Consider the following 18469-nt stretch of genomic DNA (forward strand, 5'->3'; position numbering starts at 1 on the left):
CCTTAGTGATAACTGTCCGGACCTCGGAGGTTTTCGTGAACCAGCATTGATACGCCGGCTCCGTCCTGGGTGACCTCACTTTCACGACCGTGTTTCAATACGTTGGCTATGAAAGAGCGGTTAATGCACCCTTTCTCCAACGCCAGCGCGCAGGCCTTCTCCAGTCGCGTCGTCTCATAGCGCCGTTGCAGATTGAGTAGCCCCAGCACGGAGCGGTAAGCCTGCTCCGGATGGGCTTTGCTCTTTTGGATGGACTCGACCACTTTCAGTGTGCACACACCCACCGACAGCGCCCAACTGCACAGCCTTTCCGGCGTCCACTGACTCTGCCCCTTATGGTTAGCCGGCATGTGCGCCGCCTGAGTCGTGTGCCTATAGGCGTTATCGCTGCGAGGGTGCGTAGCCACGCAGACGCCCTTATGGTGGATTTGCACCAGCCGTTGGGTGGCGATGACGTCAACGCGCTCGCCAACCAGCGGATGCGGCACCGAGTACCAGTTTTTGCCGTAGTCTATGTGGTAATCAGGTTCCACTCGGGCAACGAGATACTCACTGTATTCCCATTGTGTGGGCGGTAGAGGCCCAAGAGCCGGTTTGTCCAGCTGCTCGAAGCGTTCAAGGCGACTTTGTCCGCCGTAATGACGCATCGGGCGCAGATTCAACTCATGATTGAGTTCTCGTATCACCTGGTTGAGTTCGGCCAGCGAGTAGAACCTACGTTTACGCAACCGGGCCAAAACCCAGCGTTCTACCAGCTGCACAGTTGATTCTGCCTTCGCCTTGTCTTTCGGTTTTCTCGGGCGCGCCGGTAGCACCACTGTCTCATAGTGATTTGCCAGCGCCTGGTAGCTCTGGTTTATGACCGGCTCATAGCGGTCAGGGGTGCTGACAGCGCTGCGCAGATTATCAGGTATCATCAGCTCCGGAACCCCACCCATGAAGTGCAGACAGCGGCTATTGGCGTTGAACCACGATGCCATGTCCTGGCCTTCGCAGGCTTCGATATACCATAGCCTGACACGCCCATGGCAGCGACGAAGATAGCGACCTGGCGTACGCTACTGGTCGCAGGGTTGACGATAGGTACGGTGGGGCCACAGAAGTCGATGAAGAGCTTTTCGCCAGCCTTGTGCTCCATGCGCATAGAACGCCGCTGCTTCTTTTTCCAGTCACGGAACAGTGCACAAAACTGTGAGTAACCGAGGGCATCACCGCCCACGGCGGACTGATATTCCATCCAGAGCAGCTGCTTGGTCATGCCCTTGCGGCTTAACTCGGTATCGATATCAAGCCAGCTGGGTAAGGTATTGATAACTTTTCCGGATTTGCCGGGATAGAGCAGGCGGTCGAGGTCGACGGGGGACAGTTCCGCCGGCAATGGCCAGACCAGGTTAGCTACCGTGAATCGGCCGAGGATATCGTGCACGGTAGTACAGCCTATGCCGAGCGCTGCTGCGATAGTGCGATTCGAGCGACGTTGCTCGAATTTCATACGTAAAACATTAATATAGATGCACATTTCCGTTCTCGCTTTCTTCTTTTTACGTGCCATGCCATGCCCCCGGAAGCTAAAAGTCTCCAGAGTATGGCGGAACAGAAGATGAGCGATCGGACAGAATCGGAATCGCTGATCGGGCGACCGGAATCAGTGATCGGATGTGACCGGAACCAGCAGGTAGCGCTTAAATTGGCACAGTGGGTCAGTTTTGGAGCAGCAGTGACACAGAAAAATGAATAGCGATATTTATACTCTACGGCGCTTTGTTGAATAAATCCGAAATTTGTGACGACTTCCTCCCTATCAGGGCGATTGTTACATGATGCGGACGCTGTTTGGCATTCCTAACAGCGTGATCCGGTTAAGCGCTTTGACCATTGCCATAGCCTCACCTACCTGCGCGTCATAGTCATGCAGACTCAGATGACCACCCAGAAGTGTTTTAAACCGGAACATGGACGTTTCAGCCAGTGAACGCCGGTGATAACCTACTTTCTTTTTCCAGGTATCGTTATTGCCGCTCAGATGCTGATTTGCCACCGCATGGTTACGCTCATGGTATCGAGCTGGCCAATATTGCGCACCACTTCGCGGTGGGATAAGCGGCTTTATTTTTTTCCTCAGCAGAGCATCATGACAGTAACGCGTATCGTAAGCATTGTCAGCCGACGCTTCCCTGATTTTCCGGTGGGTTTGGTTAATCAGCCCGGGCAGCGCCTGCGCATCTGTCGTACCGCTTAGCGATAAATCGGCACAGATAATTTCATGTGTCGCGCTATCTACTGCCAGATGAAGCTTGCGCCATACTCTGCGCCTCTCAGCCCCATGCTGCCTGACTTTCCATTCGCCTTCGCCGAAGATTTTCAGGCCGGTGCCATCGATGACCAGGTGTGAGATTTCGCCGCGGGTTGGCGTTTTTATGCTGATGTCGACGGTTTTTGCTCGCCGGCTGACCAGAGAGTAATCTGGGCAGCGCAGCGACAGCCCCATCAGTTTAAAAATCGCGTCAACGAAACCCTGTAACGCCCGGAGCGAAAGGTTAAACACGCGCTTTATCATCAGAACCGTGGTAATGGCCATATCGGTGTAGTGAAGCGGCCGGCCACGATGTTCAGGTGGTGTACTCTCAGTCCATGCAGCAATGGCTGACTCATCAAGCCATACTGTCAGGTCCCCCCGCTGCCTGAGCGCATTGTTATATGCGGGCCAGTTGGTAATTTTAAACTTTTGCTTTGCCATGGGGACCTGATGTTGAAACGAATGTAGTGATCAGAGCCGCCAGTCACCTAAAAGTTCGATTTATTCAACAAAGCCACTCTACGGCTCTGTTTGTATCTGCATATTTCTGCATGAGTGATAATTATTTTGACGATCAATAACCAATAATTGATCGGTAAAACTTATAGTTATATGTAGGAACTATATTGATGAATACACCAATCATACCATGGGTGGGAGGAAAGCGGAGGCTGGCTAAACATATTTTACCGTGCTTTCCTGCGCACAAATTCTACGTTGAACCATTCTGTGGAGGAGCGGCGCTGTTTTTCAGCAAGGATCCATCTACAGTCGAAGTGTTGAACGGTATCAACGGGGATTTGATAAACCTCTATCGGGTAGTCAAGTACCATGTGGAGGAATTCGTCCACCAGTTCAAGTGGGCCTTGAGCAGCAGGCAGCTGTTTGATTGGCTGAAAGAAATATCTCCGCAAACGCTGACCGATATACAGCGAGCCGCCCGCTTTTACTGTCTTCAGCAGCTCACATTTGGTGGCAAAGTGAGCGGGTAGAACTTTGGTACTTCGGCTGTGCGATCACAGTCATTGAACCTCTTAAGAATCGAAGAACAGCTATCACAGGCTCACCTGCGTTTATCCCATGCAACCATAGAGCATCTTGGGTGGCAGGCTTGTATTGAAAAATATGATAGGCCACACTCATTGTTCTATCTTGATCCACCTTACTGGAAGACTCAAGGCTATGGCGCAGCGTTTGGCCTGGAGCAATACAGCATCATTGATAGCCTTGCTCATTCAATAGCAGGAAGAATGGTGATTTCAGTTAATGATATCCCAGAAATGAGGCTCATCTTCAAAAACCTTCATATCGACGTTGTTGGCCTAAAATACTCATTAGGCAAGAACCGTCATAGTAGACGCGAGTTGGTCATTCGTAATTTCGCCTGATTTCCTGTTTGCAAACAATTCTGGACTGTCCAAAATAGCCATTTTTTAGGGGTTATGGGAGTCCAGAATTGTTTGCAAATTAGTCCAGAATTGATTGTATCGCTACACATACGCCGGATCAGGTTTTTATCAGCCCCATCTTTGTTGCGGAACAATTGGTCGGTTTTACCCATTCATGGGCGCATTTCCTGGACATTGGCGGCACCCATTCTGGGTCAGCCACGCCGGATGCGACCGAAATCTTCCATGAAGGTATTCTCATTCCGCCGGTCAGACTGTATCGTGAAGGGGTGCTGAACGAAGACCTGTTTCGCACCTTTGTGCGCAATTCACGTTTCCCCGACATGATTAAAGGCGGCGCGCGCCATGATGGCGGCGGTGGAGCTGGGCCGTTTGCGCATGGTCTAGCGGTTCGGCGTGGAGACCGCTCATCAGGCTTTCGACCAACTTATTCAACAGACCCGGGAATTCGCCCGCGCCCGGCTCGATGCCATTTTTACCCCCGGCAGCTATAAGTTTGCCGAGCTTATTGACCAGGACGGCCACGGCACCACGTCTATCGCCATCCGTATGACGCTCACCGCCGCCGAGGGAAAGCTTGTCCTCGATGCCACCGATACCGACGATCAAACCCTCGGTCCGATTAATTTTCTCATGCATCCGTCGGTGGTACAGATGGTCTTCGGCATCTATGCCCTGGCGGGACATCCAGAATTTATGTTCAACGAGGGGCTGCTGGGTATCATTGATGAGGTAAAACTGCGCGAGGGCAGCGTCATTAAGCCCCGTTTCCCCGTCTCTCTCGGTCAGCGCTCCGTCACCGTTTCGCGCGTGACCAGCGCCTGTCTGGGCCTTATCGCTGTTGCCCGTCCTGATTTGGCGCTGGCGTCCAGTTCCGCCTATAGCGCCAATAAATTGCGCGGCGTGTTTATGGGCAGCGGCAAAGTCTTCCTGAAAACCCTGGCGATCGCCGCCGGCCAAGGCGCGCGTCCCGCGTCAGACGGGCCGGACGCGGTGTATTTCCTCAACCAGCAAAATTACCCCCTCGAGTTCGCCGAACAGAATTACCCTCTGCTTATGCGGCGTTACGCCATCAATCAAGATTCCGGCGGACCGGGACGTTGGCGCGGGGGCTGCGGCGTTATCCGCGAATTTCAAATAATCTCGAAAACCGCCTCTATTTCCATTCGCATGAGCAATGTGGACTATCCCGCCTATGGTGTTAACGCCGGCATGAGTGGCCGCTCCGGCTGGTTCGTGCTTAATCCCGGCACGCCCGGCGAGAAAATCCTGCCCAGCCTGCAAGATGGGGTGACGCTTGAGACGGGGGATATTCTGCAAATCGCCATGCCGGGCGGCGGCGGTTATGGCCACCCTTTCGATCGCGAACCGGACCGGGTCTTACGCGATGTGCTGGCGGGTTTTGTCAGCAGCGAAAGCGCGCTGGAGGACTATGGCGTCGTCCTGGATGTCGAGTCGGAGGCCGTTGATTTGGCCGCGACCCGCGATCGCCGCGCGGCGTACCGCTGGCCAACCAAATTATTTCACCGTCGCCGTTACTTTGATGCCGAAAAGTGGTGGGATTCTGCCGACGCTCTTCGCTCCTCCCGTCCATCGCGCGTTTAACCCAAGGATCAGCTATCATGGAACACCTGCTTTCCGTTGCCGTCGACACTGGCGGTACCTTTACCGATATTACCTTGGTGGATCGCCGCACCGGCAAACTTTTCAAGGCGAAAACCCCGTCGACGCCTGAGGATCCCTCGCTGGGTTTCGTGACGGGCATGCGGCGAATACTCGCCGAAACCGGCATGCGGGCGCAAGACATCAGTCACGTGTTTCACGGCACAACCGTTGCCACCAATACCATTTTGGAAATGGACGGTGCCGAATGCGCTTTGTTGACAACCACCGGCTTCAGACATGTGCTGGAAATCGGCCGGCACGACATTCCGCGCAACGAGAATATCTACTCATGGGTAAAGCCGACGCGGCCGGTACCGGTGGAACGCATCTATGAAGTGGACGGCCGTATGGATTTTGAAGGGCATGAACTGGCGCTGCTCTGTGAAGAGCAGGTGCGCGCCGCCATTGCCCGCATCAAGCAACGCAACATCAAGGCCATCGCGGTGTTCTATCTGCATTCTTACGCCAATGCCCGCCATGAGCAGCGGACCCGAGATATTATCGCGCAAGCGTACCCGCAGGCGCTGGTCTCCTTGTCATTTGAAGTCTTGCCCACCTTTCGGGAATTCGAGCGCAGCATGGCGACGCTGCTCAACTGTTACGTGATGCCAAAAGTCTCGCGTTATGTCACCCGCCTGGAACAACGCATCGTCGACGAGGAGGTTAACGGCCGTTTGCTGCTGATGAAATCCAGCGGCGCCGGGCCGGAAAGAACAAGCTGATTTCCTTTGATGTCGGCGGCACCTCGGCGGACATCTGCCTTATCAACGGCGGAGATGCCAATGTCACCACCGAAGGCCACGTCGGCGACTGGCCGCTCAGCCTGCCGATGATCGATATCCATACCATTGGCGCCGGCGGCGGTTCGATTGCCCGCTTCGTCAACGGCGCGTTAATGGTAGGGCCGATGAGCGCGGGCGCCATGCCGGGGCCCGTTTGCTACGGTCGCGGCGGCACCGAGCCTACGGTGACGGACGCGCATCTGGTGCTCGGCCATTTGACGCCCCGCCTGTTAAACGGTGAAATGACGCTGGATGTTACGGCGGCGGCCAAAGCGATTGAAGAATGCATTGCCAAGCCGCTGGGGCTGACCGTGGAAGACGCCGCAAGCGGCATCATCGATATCGCCAACAATAATATGATGGGCGCCATACGCGAAGTTTCGGTGGTGCGCGGCTATGACCCGGCCGATTTCGCCCTGGTGCCGTTCGGCGGCGCTGGCCCGCTGCACAGCGGTTTCTTAACCCGCCTGTTAGGCATGAAGGCGGCGTGCTATCGAGTCTGGGGCTGCTCTCCTCCGATCTGAAAAACGATTTTTCCGTGACCTGTATCCTGCGGGCGCCTGATTATGATCTTGATCGCTTGGCGCGCGCGTTCAGCGAACTGAACGCCGGCGCTGTCGCCTGGCTTGACGCGGAGCAGGTGCCGGCCGAAGGCCGAACGATTGAGTGGTATGTGGGTATGCACTATATCCATCAGGGTTTTGAACTGACCATACCTTGGCAAGGCAGCGACGAGACGCCGGCGGAGCTTCAGCGGGCGATTGACGGTTTTCATGCGGCGCATCACCAACTGTATACGTTCTCGCAGCCTGAAATGCCGGTGGAAGTGGTGCTGGCCCGCGTTAAAGCGACCGGGCGGCTGGCGAAACCGCAATTACCCACCCTCGCGGCAGCGGGTGCGCCGGCGATGCGCGGCAGCCAGCGGGTTTATGCCGGCGGGGAATGGCAAGATTGTCCTATCTATGAACGGGTCCGGCTCGGCGCTGAAGCGCTTATCGCGGGGCCGGCCATTATCGAACAATTGGATGCGACCACCTATCTGCTGCCGGGACAAATCGCCCGGGTGGACGCTTATGGCAATCTTATTGTGCGCGAGGGTGGTTAAGCGATGGCCAGGCCAAAATCCCTCATTGATGTTCACGACCTACAAACGGTCTATGACACCGAAGACGGTGTGGTGCGGGCCGTTGATGGCGTCAGCTTCCAGGTTCAGGCGGGCGAGACGCTGGCTATTGTCGGTGAGTCCGGTTGCGGCAAAAGTCAAACCTGCTTGTCCATCATGCGTTTGATTGAGAAACCGGGCAGAATTGCCGGCGGGACAATTGTATTTCGCGGCCGTCATCTGCTCGCTTATTCGGAAAAAGAGATGACCGGCCTGCGCGGTAATCATATCTCTATGATCTTTCAAGAGCCGATGACGTCGCTGAATCCCATTTTTACCATAGGGTCACAGTTATCCGAAGCCATCCGCCTGCATCAGGGCCTGTCGCGTCGCGTCGCGGCACGGGAGGCAGTTGAGGCGCTGCGTCTGGTGGGCATTCCCTCGCCGGAACGGCGCGTGCGGGATTACCCGCACCAGCTTTCAGGCGGTATGCGGCAGCGGGTCATGATTGCGATGGCGCTATTTACCCATCCCGACCTGCTTATCGCCGACGAACCGACCACCGCTCTGGATGTCATCATCCAGGCGCAGGTGCTTGAGTTGATGAAGAAACTGAAACAGACACTCGGTATGTCGATTATCCTGGTGACCCACGATCTTGGCGTGGTGACGGAGATGGCGGAGCGGGTCCTTGTGATGTACTGCGGCCGCGTGGTGGAAAGCGCGGATGTCTTTTACCTCTTTGCCCGACCCGGCCACCCTTCATACCGAAGGGTTGCTCAACGCCATGCCGCGTATGGATATTGAACAGGACACCTTGTTTGTTATTGAAGGCAATGTGCCGAATCCGCAGCATATCCCGAGCGGCTGCCGTTTCCATCCGCGCTGTATTTACGTTCAGGATATATGCCGGCAAAAGGAACCGCTGTTACATGAAATGAAACCGGGACGGCACATCACCTGCCATTTCGCTCAGGAACGTCTCGAAGGGATACCGATTTCGTTCCAGGCGCCTCCCGCTATCGTTCCTCCGCCGCTGCCGGTTCCTGCGCGCAATCTGATGATGCGGACGTGAAAACGCCGCCGTTGAAAAGAGGTCAAGCACGATGACATCACCTTCACCGCAGGCCGGCACCCCCCTTTTGCAGGTACATGACCTGAAAAAATATTTCCCCGCGCCAGGACAGCGAGGCACGATGCTCAAGGCCGTGGATGGCGTGAGCTTCACGCTGGCGAAAGGAGAAACCCTCGCGCTTATCGGCGAGTCGGGGTCTGGCAAAACCACGGTGGGCAAGACCCTCCTGCGTCTGCATGAGCCGACGGCGGGGCAGGCTATCTTTCAAAACGTCGATATCTTTGGGCTCAAACCCCGCCAACTGCGCCATTGCCGGCGCGATATGCAGATTATTTTTCAAGATCCCTTTGCCTCGCTTAACCCGCGAATGACGGTAGAGGAGCTCATTGCCGAACCGTTCGACATTCACGGACTGGCGGCGGGCCCGGACAGAACGCGGCGCATCGCGCGATTGCTCGAATTGGTAGGGTTGGCCACTTACCATGCCCGGCGCTACCCCCATGAGTTCTCCGGTGGTCAGCGCCAGCGTATCGGTATTGCGCGCGCGCTGGCGCTCGACCCCAAGCTGATTATTTGTGATGAGCCGGTTTCCGCCCTGGATGTCTCCATACAATCGCAGATCCTCAACCTGCTGCGCCAATTACAACAAGAGCTGGAACTGAGTTATTTGTTTATTGCCCACGGTATGGCGGCGGTAAAGCACATCTTTCATCGGGTGGCCGTGATGTATCTGGGAAAAATTATGGAAATTTCGCCGACGCGCCAGCTCTACTCCGCGCCGTTACACCCCTACAGCGAAGCGCTGATATCGGCCATTCCGGTGCCGGACCCGACCGTGAAGCGTCATCGCATTATTCTCGCGGGGGATATCCCCTCGCCGTTGAATGTTCCAAGCGGGTGCCGGTTTCATACTCGCTGCCCTTATGCCGCCTCCGTGGGGGAGAAGTGCCGCACGGTTGAGCCGACGCTGAGCGATAGGGGCGATGGCCGCTGGGTCGCCTGCCATTTGCGCCAGAAACCGCGCGCCGGCGACATAAGCGTTAAGCCGACTTGAAACGGCAACGCCAAAAAGTCACCCCAGACGGGAGCGTGCTTATTGCCCCCTCCTTGGTGCTTGTCATGGGGACAACCGCCCAAGGTCGGACGAGGTTGGGCCAGGATGGCGATCGATACCTTACAGCCATGCCACCTCATTACCTTGCCGCTTGCGTTTTTTTGCGCGCTAACGTTTAAGCGCTAGGGAGATTAATTAAGCCAAAAAAAGCATTTTTTCATCGAATCGATATTTAATCGAAAGCACTAATCTTCAGCCTGATATATCAGCGCTAATGACTTTTATCTTAGGGCAAGCGCAAGCGTCAGGTAATGGCCTCTGTTCTTCCGCCGGATTAGCGGTCACAATCAAAAGCTTTTGATTTATTAATTATTATATTGTTTTTATATGGAGAATTTATGAGAACAAATAGCACAGCACCCTGTGGTTCCTTGTACGGCGTCAACCGTGGTGATCATGACATGCCCATCTGGCAAATCGCTTCCCCTTTGTCACAGGTACGGAACGTAGAGCACGGACACAAAATAAATAGCGCGGACATGGTCAGAGATAATGGCCCGAAAATGAAAAGACCTCGCCTGCAAGCCGATGGCGAAATAATTGCTAAGCTTACCCATCTACGGCATGTTTATGGTGACGCAGATTATCATCGATTTACCCATTTGGATTTCCGTGATGAGGAACCACAGCAGGTTCTTAGCCTGTTTGAAAAGGGTAACTATTATAATATGCAAAATGAACATGTAATGAAGTTAATGCCGGGAACGCGCGTTTTACCTGCATCCTTAAATACCATCAGCTTTCGGATGATCCAAGATGCTGCGTTTCCTTTTGTAGACCAATTGGTGAAAGATGATGATTTTGATGGCTTATTTAAATTAAATCTACGCGTTGATATATAGGCGCACCGTTATGGGGATGGGTGTATTCATACTGCCGCGCTATTTTACCACCTTACAAACCATCGCCATTGTTTACTCTTATTTTCGATTCACGCGCCGCTGGTAAATGGATGGGATCATGACGGGTCTTGAACCTATGTTGATGCTCGTGAATACCTCATCAATAATGGGTAAGTTGCGCCGGTCGTGGTTCTCCCTTTTTTATGTATTTCCTCGCCTAGGAGGACATTCAATTAATATTGCCCCTGGCAAAGACCGTGATACAGGAAATCGCAAACCTTTCCGGGTGGGGGACCCTACGTTTGAAGCGGCCACCAGATGAAACGCCGTTAATCGGCTATACACAATATTACCTCCCCGCGCTTTTATGGAATGTGACGCATGCCATAAAGGTCGGTGTCAGCGAAAACATAAAGCATCGAAATCAGCAAAACAAACGCCTCCACGACGGTATGGATCCCCCAGGTCATTGGCGTTGACGTTCGATGATGGAACGGCCGTTTTTGCTACTTTTTTCGGGCCTAGTCGGCTGAAGCGAACATCGGCTCGCGACAGGTCGGACAGCCTACACCAGTACTATCAAACAAGCACGCCCTGGAAAAAGGATGTGGAGGTAGATAATGGACCGGTGCGGTAATTACTCGATGTTTTGAATCTGCTCGCGCATTTGTTCAATCAATACTTTCAGTTCGATAGCGGATGCCGTCACGCTGGCATTGATGGATTTCGACGCCAGCGTGTTCGACTCGCGGTTAAATTCCTGCATCATAAAATCCAGCCGGCGGCCTACCGCCTCTTTTTTGGTCAAAATCTGGTAGGTCTCTTTAACGTGGGCGTCGAGGCGATCCAGCTCCTCCGCGACGTCTATCCGCTGCGCCAGCATTACCAGTTCCTGCTCCAGGCGATTACCGTCCAGCTGAACCTGGGCCTCCTCAAGCTTGCTCAGCAGTCTTTCACGCTGCCAGACCAGCACCGCCGGCATCTGCTGGCGCACGCTGGCCACTTCGGCGCTGACGCCCGCCAGCCGTTGTTCTATCAACGCCTTGAGCGCGTTGCCCTCGGTTTCGCGCGCGCTGATAAAGTCGCTGAGGGTAGCGTCCAGCCCGGCGAGTAATTCGGCGCTGATGGTGTCCAAATCCTGCTCTGCCGCGGACATGACGCCCGGCCAGCGCAGAATGGCCAACGGGTCGATCTCACCTTCGTCGCTTTGCATTTTCACCCACTGCGCGGCTTCCACCAATTGTTTGGCGAGTTTTTCATTGAGGATCAGCGCGCTTTGCGCGCCGGGATTTACGTCGAAGCGCAGATTACATTCCATTTTGCCTCGGGTGAGGCGCAGGCGGATGCGCTCGCGAATGGCGGGTTCCAGACCGTGGAATTGTTCCGGTAGACGTATGTAGGTTTCCAGATAGCGCTGATTAACGGAGCGCAGCTCCCAGGCGGCAGTGCCCCAAGTGCCCTTAATTTCACGCCGGGCGAAGGCGGTCATACTGCGGATCATAGGCGTACCCGTTTATTAAGAAGTTGCTGCGATTATAGCCCCGCAGCGGCAGGCAAGATAGGCATTAGGCGGGGAAGTCCGTATAATGCGCAGCCAACCCATGATTTGCGAGCCGGAGATATCCCTATGCGCCCAGCAGGCAGAAGCGTACAGCAAGTACGCCCAGTAACCATTACCCGCCATTTTACCCAACACGCAGAAGGCTCGGTGCTGATAGCATTCGGCGAAACCCGCGTGCTGTGTACCGCGTCGGTGGAAGAGGGTGTGCCGCATTTTCTCAAGGGGCAGGGCCAGGGCTGGATTACCGCCGAATACGGTATGCTGCCGCGCGCGACCCATACCCGCAATCCCCGCGAGGCGGCGAAAGGCAAGCAAGGCGGCCGCACCCTGGAAATTCAGCGTCTTATCGCCCGCTCGCTGCGCGCGGCGGTGGATTTGAGCAAATTGGGCGAATACACCATTACCCTGGATTGCGATGTGCTACAGGCTGACGGCGGCACCCGCACCGCGTCCATTACCGGCGCGTGCGTGGCGCTGACTGACGCCCTGGCCTGCATGCAGAAAAAAGGCCAGTTGAAGACCAACCCGATGAAAGGATTCGTCGCGGCGATTTCCGTCGGCATTGTGGCCGGCGAGGCGGTGTGCGATTTGGAATATGTGGAAGATTCGGCCGCCGAAACCGATATGAACGTGGTGATGATGGAAGACGGTCGCATGATTGAGGTGCAGGGAGCCGCCGAAGGTGAGCCTTTCAGTCAGCAGGAGCTGATTACGCTACTCGAATTGGCGCGCGGCGGCATTGACAGCTTGATTCAGGCGCAAAAAGCTGCACTGGCGGAAGCATAGTCCGCCGCGATCGCGGGCAGTTCGCGCCTGTTTCGTGATGTTGTTCACCGCCTGGCGCCCGCTACGCTCGACTGATGATCAAGCAGCCGTTTGGGCGGGCACCTGCAATATCATGAGCCGGCCGCCCTTCACACTTTACATCCCCGCTACTGTTAGGGCCAATTGTCTTAAGCCGTCAGCGCATATCGCCGGCGGATAGATGATAATCCGCCGCTTTTTCAGCGGTCTCACGATACCCGCCGGCCCTCCTTGGGTGCCCTTGATCCTTCAGTCTTTCTCGCGATTGTCGTCGTGGCGCTGTTTAACCCGTCAGAAGGTGTAGACCATCTTTAAGGGCATATCCGCACCTTTTATCGCCATAAGGGACAAATACAAGGTCATTAACCTGCCGTAGCTTGACGTTTAACGCTGTCTCTGCCGCCTCGCTTAATCGCAGTATTAGGGAAGGGGCGCCTGTAGGGGAGATTATCTATAAGCAAATTAAAACCCAGTCGGCTTAAGTAAGCCTAACCAGCCTAGCCGCCGCTATTTGCGACTCGTGGTCCGATGGCACACTAATCCTATCCGTTTAGGCACGCAATTTGCGTTATCTCTGCCACAGTGACAATTTGCTGCTGACTAGTACCATCGCGTGAATAATTGAAGGTAGGCAATAAATTTCTGTATCTATTATCGTTGAAGCTTAAGGTAACATTAGCAAACATTACATATAATATTAATTATATATTTTTTAGTAAGCGTTTTTTATAGTGCATCTGAATTAGTCGGGGCTATATTTTCCTTGCAACAAAAATAATTCAAGGAGCTAGCAATTTACCCGATAAGTCAATCTCGTGATTCTCAAGCCAGCCAGGTGGGTCAAGCATCTCGTCAGATCACAGGGCTCGGTGAAGAAAAAAAAGCGGCCTCTTCAGGGAAAGGATTGAGCGTCCAACAAGTAGGGCAAAATGTACGGACGTTTTCCTCACTGGAAGAAGTTGAACAACATAAAGAACATCTCAATACCCTGAGGGCAGTCGTTATCGGCGATGTTCCCTTTATCTTGAAAGAGGTCGATGGCCAGATAAAATTTGTACCTGATGACGAAAGTATCCAAGCAAAACTTTAACAGGGTCAGGAAAAGAAGGGTGTAAATATTTATGAAGTCGCCCGTACTCTGAACGATATTATGAAGAAAGAGATGATATTTAGAGAAAATATCAAGATGCTTTGTCAGCGTCTTGTGGCGGACAGCAAAGAGGTTAATAATAAGGACCTCCTTTGCAAGTCGGGTAATGTTAGAGTAATTGACCAGGCTTGCGAAAAAATCGACCAAACGCTGCTGAAAGAAGCTGAGTTGCAAGCTCATGATATCGCAAGCATCTTTAAAAGGACTTTGGCTACTTTGTCACCGGTTACGCAGGACGATTTTGCGCATATGGCGACAGATCCGCAAGGAGCGTGTCACAGTCTCGATGACACCATAGCTTATCATTACTCCTTGCAACCGGAAAAAGAAAATAATTTCCGGGTAATGCTTGGAGCGCTGTGAGAATATTTCAATTTGGACGGAAAGAGCGGAGGTGAGGTCATTGATAGAAAAAATGAGCTTAACATAATAGCCCCTAGGCTGTTCAGCAAAGTAAAAATAGATTTGAACAAGATAACAATGTATAATTTGTCCGTAATCTGTAAGGCTGTACTCTCAAATTGGCGTAATGTGCACGGTGCTGATACATCTGTTACACCGGGCACTCTGTCTAAAGGAGAAGACAATTCGACGCTTTGTTGAATAAATCCGAAATTTGTGACGACTTTCTCCCTATCAGGGCGATTGTTACATGATGCGGACGCTGTTTGGGTATTGACCCTGTACAGACCCTGTACACGATTCTGTGTAAATGCCTTTTCTCAGAAGTGACCGTCCAGGCGGTCACCGAACTCGATAATAAAGCGGCTCATTGCCATGCGCCAGTCCCTCAAAGGCATTGTCCATTTCTGTGAGGCCGCCTGTATCGCCAGCCACACCACCTTTTTCACTGCGTCGTCGGTCGGGAACACCTTGCGCTTTTTGATGGCATGCCGGATCACGCTGTTTAACGACTCGATGGCGTTGGTCGTGTAGATCACCTTGCGGATGTCCGTTGGGTAGGCAAAGAACGTGGCCAGATTGGCCCAGTTTGCCTGCCAGCTTCGACTTATTTGCGGGTAGCGGATGTCCCAGGCACTGGAGAACGCTTCCAGCGCCTGCAAGCCGGCTTCTTCCGTAGGGGCCTGATAGATAGCTTTCAGGTCGCGGGTGACGGCCTTGTAGTCCTTCCAGGAGACGAACCGCAGGCTGTTGCGCACCATATGCACGATACACAGCTGGAGCCGCGCCTCCGGATACACCGCGTTAATAGCGTCAGGGAAACCTTTCAGCTCGTCTACGCAGGCGATAAGGATATCGTTCAGGCCGCGGTTTTTCAGCTCTGTCAGCACGTTCAGCCAGAACTTTGCGCCTTCATTTTCGGCCAGCCACATACCTAGCAACTCTTTCTGGCCTTCGATGTTGATGCCCAGCGCCAGGAACACAGATTTGTTGATAATGCGGCTATCCTGCCGGACTTTTAGAACGATACAGTCAAGATAAACAATGGGATAGACTGCATCCAGAGGCCGGTTTTGCCATTCGACAACCTGCTCCATGACCGCATCGGTGACCTTTGAGACCAGCGCCGGCGAGACATCGGCGTCATACAGCTCTTTGAACGCGGCGGCGATCTCGCGGGTGGTCATCCCTTTGGCGTACAACGATAAAATCTGGTTATCCATCCCGGTAATCCGGGTCTGGTTCTTCTTCACCAGTTGCGGTTCAAAGGAACCGTCACGATCGCGCGGAGTACGCAGCGCCAGCGGGCCATCGCCAGTGGTAACGGTTTTTGTGGAATAGCCGTTGCGGGCGTTGGTCCCCGGTTTAGGCTGATTTTTATCGTAGCCGAGGTGATGGGTCATTTCGGCATTGAGAGCTGCTTCGACGCTAATTTTTTTCAGCAGCCGATCGAAGTAACTGAGATCTTCAGGGGTTTTGAGATTTTTGGCCAGTTCGTTAGCCAGAGCCTGCAACTGTTTTTCGTCCATAAATTAACCTGTTTTTGATGTTGGATTGAACATATCAAAATCAGGCAAATACACAAATTTCTAAACAGGCTCCCCTGTACAGGGTCCTCATCTTCTGACTCGGGTTTAGTCTATTTTTCCTGTGCTGGCTACTCCTTGCTCTTTGCGTAGTGATTCGCCTTTAAGTTCCAGTCTATAGCTGGGGTGTACTGACCGATCGAGTAACGCGTCAGCTGTCGTGGGGTTTTCTATCAGTCCATACCATTTTTTCACCGGCAGTTGACTGATCAGGATGCTGCTGCTTTTGTCGTAGCGATCTTCCATCACCTCCAACAGCATCGTTGCCTGCATCGGACTTATTGATTCTAGGCCCACATCGTCCAAGATCAGTAACTCTATTTTTTCTAACTGCTTAAGCTGTTTTAGATAGGTCCCGTCTACCTGACACTGGTGAAGATGGGCCAGCAACCGACCCACTCGCCAGTAACGCACGCTATATTGCTGCCGGCATGCCTGCTCACTAAGCGCACAACTGAGCCAGGTTTTGCCCGTACCTGTCGGCCCCGTGATGAGTATGCTTTTCTGATATTTCAGATATTGTCCCCCTAGCAGATCTCGCATCTGTTCCGGTGTCACTCCTCGGCTAGGGATATAGCGGATATCTTCCGGTTTTGCCTGCAAGCGCATTTGCGATTGCCGTCGAAGACGGCATATGTGGTTGTTTTTTTCTATGCAAATTTTCCGCTTCTACCATCAGCGACAACCGCTCCTCGAACCCCAGCTCCCCATAACTCCCCGGGAGTTCGCGTTGCGTCTCCAACGCCTGGACCATTGCCGACAACTTCAGCTCTCGCAGAGCCATTAACAGTGTATCCATATTTATTCTCCTTAGTGATAACTGTCCGGACCTCGGAGGTTTTCGTGAACCAGCATTGATACGCCGGCTCCGTCCTGGGTGACCTCACTTTCACGACCGTGTTTCAATACGTTGGCTATGAAAGAGCGGTTAATGCACCCTTTCTCCAACGCCAGCGCGCAGGCCTTCTCCAGTCGCGTCGTCTCATAGCGCCGTTGCAAATTGAGTAGCCCCAGCACGGAGCGGTAAGCCTGCTCCGGATGGGCTTTGCTCTTTTGGATGGACTCGACCACTTTCAGTGTGCACACACCCACCGACAGCGCCCAACTGCACAGCCTTTCCGGCGTCCACTGACTCTGCCCCTTATGGTTAGCCGGCATGTGCGCCGCCTGAGTCGTGTGCCTATAGGCGTTATCGCTGCGAGGGTGCGTAGCCACGCAGACGCCCTTATGGTGGATTTGCACCAGCCGTTGGGTGGCGATGACGTCAACGCGCTCGCCAACCAGCGGATGCGGCACCGAGTACCAGTTTTTGCCGTAGTCTATGTGGTAATCAGGTCCCACTCGGGCAACGAGATACTCACTGTATTCCCATTGTGTGGGCGGTAGAGGTCCAAGAGCCGGTTTGTCCAGCTGCTCGAAGCGTTCAAGGCGACTTTGTCCGCCGTAATGACGCATCGGGCGCAGATTCAACTCATGATTGAGTTCTCGTATCACCTGGTTGAGTTCGGCCAGCGAGTAGAACCTACGTTTACGCAACCGGGCCAAAACCCAGCGTTCTACCAGCTGCACAGTTGATTCTGCCTTCGCCTTGTCTTTCGGTTTTCTCGGGCGCGCCGGTAGCACCACTGTCTCATAGTGATTTGCCAGCGCCTGGTAGCTCTGGTTTATGACCGGCTCATAGCGGTCAGGGGTGCTGACAGCGCTGCGCAGATTATCAGGTATCATCAGCTCCGGAACCCCACCCATGAAGTGCAGACAGCGGCTATTGGCGTTGAGCCACGATGCCATGTCCTGGCCTTCGCAGACTTCGATATACGCATAGCCTGACACGCCCATGGCAGCGACGAAGATAGCGACCTGGCGTACGCTACTGGTCGCAGGGTTGACGATAGGTACGGTGGGGCCACAGAAGTCGATGAAGAGCTTTTCGCCAGCCTTGTGCTCCATGCGCATAGAACGCCGCTGCTTCTTTTTCCAGTCACGGAACAGTGCACAAAACTGTGAGTAACCGAGGGCATCACCGCCCACGGCGGACTGATATTCCATCCAGAGCAGCTGCTTGGTCATGCCCTTGCGGCTTAACTCGGTATCGATATCAAGCCAGCTGGGTAAGGTATTGATAACTTTTCCGGATTTGCCGGGATAGAGCAGGCGGTCGAGGTCGACGGGGGACAGTTCCGCCGGCAATGGCCAGACCAGGTTAGCTACCGTGAATCGGCCGAGGATATCGTGCACGGTAGTACAGCCTATGCCGAGCGCTGCTGCGATAGTGCGATTTGAGCGACGCTGCTCGAATTTCATACGTAACACATTAATATAGATGCACATTTCCGTTCTCGCTTTCTTTTTTTTACGGGCCATGCCATGCCCCCGGAAGCTAAAAGTCTCCAGAGTATGGCGGAACAGAAGATGAGCGATCGGACAGAATCGGAATCGCTGATCGGGCGACCGGAATCAGTGATCGATGAAATCAGATTAGTGATCGATGAAATCAGAATTGTGATCGGTGAAATCGGAATCAGTGATCGATGTGACGGAACCAGCACATGTGGTGTTGCCGCCATTTCCTGAGCATTGAAAAACCGTCCACGCGCAATAAAACGACAATTTACGTCGCGATAAAAATAACAAGAAACGCCCCTCAGTGATTATGCACATCAACAATTTATCAAGAAAACGCT

Annotated in this window: 17 protein-coding genes and 3 pseudogenes; 14 read left to right on the forward strand and 6 right to left on the reverse strand. The window is 53.6% G+C overall.

Features of this window, described 5'->3' with window-relative positions; translation table 11 throughout:
* Positions 1 to 2: 2 nt before the first annotated feature.
* Both istA (SOPEG_RS25285) and SOPEG_RS17835 read right to left on the reverse strand, forming a co-directional pair.
* Positions 3 to 1552 (reverse strand): annotated as a pseudogene (istA, locus tag SOPEG_RS25285) (IS21-like element ISSoEn3 family transposase).
* 261 nt (positions 1553 to 1813) lie between these two features.
* A complete protein-coding gene (locus tag SOPEG_RS17835) occupies positions 1814 to 2737 on the reverse strand; it encodes an IS5-like element ISSoEn1 family transposase (protein ID WP_025246366.1) in 924 nt (307 codons plus the stop codon).
* 188 nt (positions 2738 to 2925) lie between these two features.
* Here SOPEG_RS17835 and SOPEG_RS17840 point away from each other — a divergent pair.
* The 10 genes and pseudogenes from SOPEG_RS17840 to SOPEG_RS17865 all read left to right on the forward strand — a co-directional run bounded on the left by SOPEG_RS17840 (position 2926) and on the right by SOPEG_RS17865 (position 10285).
* A pseudogene (locus SOPEG_RS17840) lies at positions 2926 to 3684 on the forward strand (DNA adenine methylase).
* A 98-nt stretch (positions 3685 to 3782) separates the two neighbouring features.
* Complete coding sequence (locus SOPEG_RS30995) at positions 3783 to 4199, forward strand: hydantoinase B/oxoprolinase family protein (protein ID WP_417903453.1); 417 nt, start codon at positions 3783 to 3785, stop codon at positions 4197 to 4199.
* Positions 4102 to 5310, forward strand: a complete 1209-nt coding sequence (locus SOPEG_RS17845; protein ID WP_051419899.1) for a hydantoinase B/oxoprolinase family protein — start codon at positions 4102 to 4104, stop codon at positions 5308 to 5310. Before SOPEG_RS30995 ends, SOPEG_RS17845 begins: the two co-directional genes overlap by 98 nt.
* A 17-nt stretch (positions 5311 to 5327) precedes the next feature.
* The gene (locus SOPEG_RS26665; protein WP_025246368.1) at positions 5328 to 6092 is read left to right on the forward strand and encodes a hydantoinase/oxoprolinase N-terminal domain-containing protein; all 765 of its coding nucleotides are present in this window, start codon (positions 5328 to 5330) and stop codon (positions 6090 to 6092) included.
* A 32-nt stretch (positions 6093 to 6124) separates the two neighbouring features.
* Positions 6125 to 6676 (forward strand): hydantoinase/oxoprolinase family protein, encoded by a 552-nt coding sequence (locus SOPEG_RS26670; RefSeq protein ID WP_236851833.1) that lies wholly within the window; start codon positions 6125 to 6127, stop codon positions 6674 to 6676.
* A complete protein-coding gene (locus tag SOPEG_RS26675; RefSeq protein ID WP_025246370.1) occupies positions 6640 to 7257 on the forward strand; it encodes a hydantoinase/oxoprolinase family protein in 618 nt (205 codons plus the stop codon). The genes SOPEG_RS26670 and SOPEG_RS26675 overlap by 37 nt, the downstream gene beginning before the upstream one ends.
* Positions 7258 to 7260: 3 nt before the next feature.
* Positions 7261 to 8061: an ABC transporter ATP-binding protein gene (locus SOPEG_RS26680; protein ID WP_200867826.1), complete on the forward strand. Its 801-nt coding sequence runs from the start codon at positions 7261 to 7263 to the stop codon at positions 8059 to 8061.
* Complete coding sequence (locus SOPEG_RS31225; protein WP_200867827.1) at positions 8051 to 8329, forward strand: oligopeptide/dipeptide ABC transporter ATP-binding protein; 279 nt, start codon at positions 8051 to 8053, stop codon at positions 8327 to 8329. The genes SOPEG_RS26680 and SOPEG_RS31225 overlap by 11 nt, the downstream gene beginning before the upstream one ends.
* A 31-nt stretch (positions 8330 to 8360) precedes the next feature.
* Positions 8361 to 9383, forward strand: coding sequence for an ABC transporter ATP-binding protein (locus SOPEG_RS17860; protein WP_025246371.1), 1023 nt, complete (start codon positions 8361 to 8363; stop codon positions 9381 to 9383).
* 539 nt (positions 9384 to 9922) lie between these two features.
* Entirely contained in the window at positions 9923 to 10285 is a 363-nt protein-coding gene (locus SOPEG_RS17865; RefSeq protein ID WP_038469017.1) for a hypothetical protein, read from the forward strand.
* Positions 10286 to 10922: 637 nt separating this feature from the next.
* Here the strand turns inward: SOPEG_RS17865 and SOPEG_RS17870 are convergent.
* Positions 10923 to 11786: a YicC/YloC family endoribonuclease gene (locus SOPEG_RS17870; RefSeq protein WP_025246373.1), complete on the reverse strand. Its 864-nt coding sequence runs from the start codon at positions 11784 to 11786 to the stop codon at positions 10923 to 10925.
* Between the two features lie 126 nt (positions 11787 to 11912).
* Here SOPEG_RS17870 and rph point away from each other — a divergent pair, with 126 nt between their 5' ends.
* From rph to SOPEG_RS27875, 3 genes are all read left to right on the forward strand, one after another.
* Positions 11913 to 12632 (forward strand): ribonuclease PH, encoded by a 720-nt coding sequence (rph, locus tag SOPEG_RS17875; protein WP_025246374.1) that lies wholly within the window; start codon positions 11913 to 11915, stop codon positions 12630 to 12632.
* An 853-nt stretch (positions 12633 to 13485) separates the two neighbouring features.
* Positions 13486 to 13740 carry a hypothetical protein gene (locus SOPEG_RS27870; protein WP_148297128.1) on the forward strand — a complete coding sequence of 85 codons (255 nt, stop codon included), beginning with the start codon at positions 13486 to 13488 and terminating at the stop codon, positions 13738 to 13740.
* Between the two features lie 60 nt (positions 13741 to 13800).
* Positions 13801 to 14163, forward strand: a complete 363-nt coding sequence (locus SOPEG_RS27875; protein ID WP_148297129.1) for a hypothetical protein — start codon at positions 13801 to 13803, stop codon at positions 14161 to 14163.
* Between the two features lie 359 nt (positions 14164 to 14522).
* Here the strand turns inward: SOPEG_RS27875 and SOPEG_RS17885 are convergent, their stop codons facing one another.
* The 3 genes and pseudogenes from SOPEG_RS17885 to istA (SOPEG_RS17895) all read right to left on the reverse strand — a co-directional run bounded on the left by SOPEG_RS17885 (position 14523) and on the right by istA (SOPEG_RS17895) (position 18149).
* A complete protein-coding gene (locus SOPEG_RS17885) occupies positions 14523 to 15731 on the reverse strand; it encodes an IS256-like element ISSoEn2 family transposase (RefSeq protein WP_025244301.1) in 1209 nt (402 codons plus the stop codon).
* A gap of 105 nt (positions 15732 to 15836) precedes the next feature.
* Positions 15837 to 16587, reverse strand: a pseudogene (gene istB / locus SOPEG_RS17890) (IS21-like element ISSoEn3 family helper ATPase IstB).
* Positions 16588 to 16598: 11 nt separating this feature from the next.
* Complete coding sequence (gene istA, locus SOPEG_RS17895; protein ID WP_025246376.1) at positions 16599 to 18149, reverse strand: IS21-like element ISSoEn3 family transposase; 1551 nt, start codon at positions 18147 to 18149, stop codon at positions 16599 to 16601.
* A gap of 33 nt (positions 18150 to 18182) precedes the next feature.
* Between istA (SOPEG_RS17895) and SOPEG_RS28405 the strand changes: the two genes are divergently transcribed.
* Positions 18183 to 18359, forward strand: coding sequence for a hypothetical protein (locus SOPEG_RS28405; protein ID WP_158382457.1), 177 nt, complete (start codon positions 18183 to 18185; stop codon positions 18357 to 18359).
* Positions 18360 to 18469: the final 110 nt, after the last annotated feature.

It is taken from the genome of Candidatus Sodalis pierantonius str. SOPE, assembly GCF_000517405.1.
GTDB classification, from domain to species: domain Bacteria; phylum Pseudomonadota; class Gammaproteobacteria; order Enterobacterales; family Enterobacteriaceae; genus Sodalis_C; species Sodalis_C pierantonii.

Excerpts from the sequence above, each read along its gene's own strand:
- SOPEG_RS27875 (WP_148297129.1), top strand. The coding sequence starts at position 13,801 with ATGAAGAAAGAGATGATATTTAGAGAAAATATCAAGATGCTTTGTCAG.
- SOPEG_RS17860 (WP_025246371.1), top strand. The coding sequence starts at position 8,361 with ATGACATCACCTTCACCGCAGGCCGGCACCCCCCTTTTGCAGGTACAT.
- SOPEG_RS17865 (WP_038469017.1), top strand. The coding sequence starts at position 9,923 with ATGGTCAGAGATAATGGCCCGAAAATGAAAAGACCTCGCCTGCAAGCC.
- rph (WP_025246374.1), top strand. The coding sequence starts at position 11,913 with ATGCGCCCAGCAGGCAGAAGCGTACAGCAAGTACGCCCAGTAACCATT.
- istA (WP_025246376.1), bottom strand. The coding sequence starts at position 18,149 with ATGGCCCGTAAAAAAAAGAAAGCGAGAACGGAAATGTGCATCTATATT.
- SOPEG_RS31225 (WP_200867827.1), top strand. The coding sequence starts at position 8,051 with ATGGATATTGAACAGGACACCTTGTTTGTTATTGAAGGCAATGTGCCG.
- SOPEG_RS17835 (WP_025246366.1), bottom strand. The coding sequence starts at position 2,737 with ATGGCAAAGCAAAAGTTTAAAATTACCAACTGGCCCGCATATAACAAT.
- SOPEG_RS28405 (WP_158382457.1), top strand. The coding sequence starts at position 18,183 with ATGGCGGAACAGAAGATGAGCGATCGGACAGAATCGGAATCGCTGATC.
- SOPEG_RS17885 (WP_025244301.1), bottom strand. The coding sequence starts at position 15,731 with ATGGACGAAAAACAGTTGCAGGCTCTGGCTAACGAACTGGCCAAAAAT.
- SOPEG_RS26665 (WP_025246368.1), top strand. The coding sequence starts at position 5,328 with ATGGAACACCTGCTTTCCGTTGCCGTCGACACTGGCGGTACCTTTACC.
- SOPEG_RS26680 (WP_200867826.1), top strand. The coding sequence starts at position 7,261 with ATGGCCAGGCCAAAATCCCTCATTGATGTTCACGACCTACAAACGGTC.
- SOPEG_RS17870 (WP_025246373.1), bottom strand. The coding sequence starts at position 11,786 with ATGATCCGCAGTATGACCGCCTTCGCCCGGCGTGAAATTAAGGGCACT.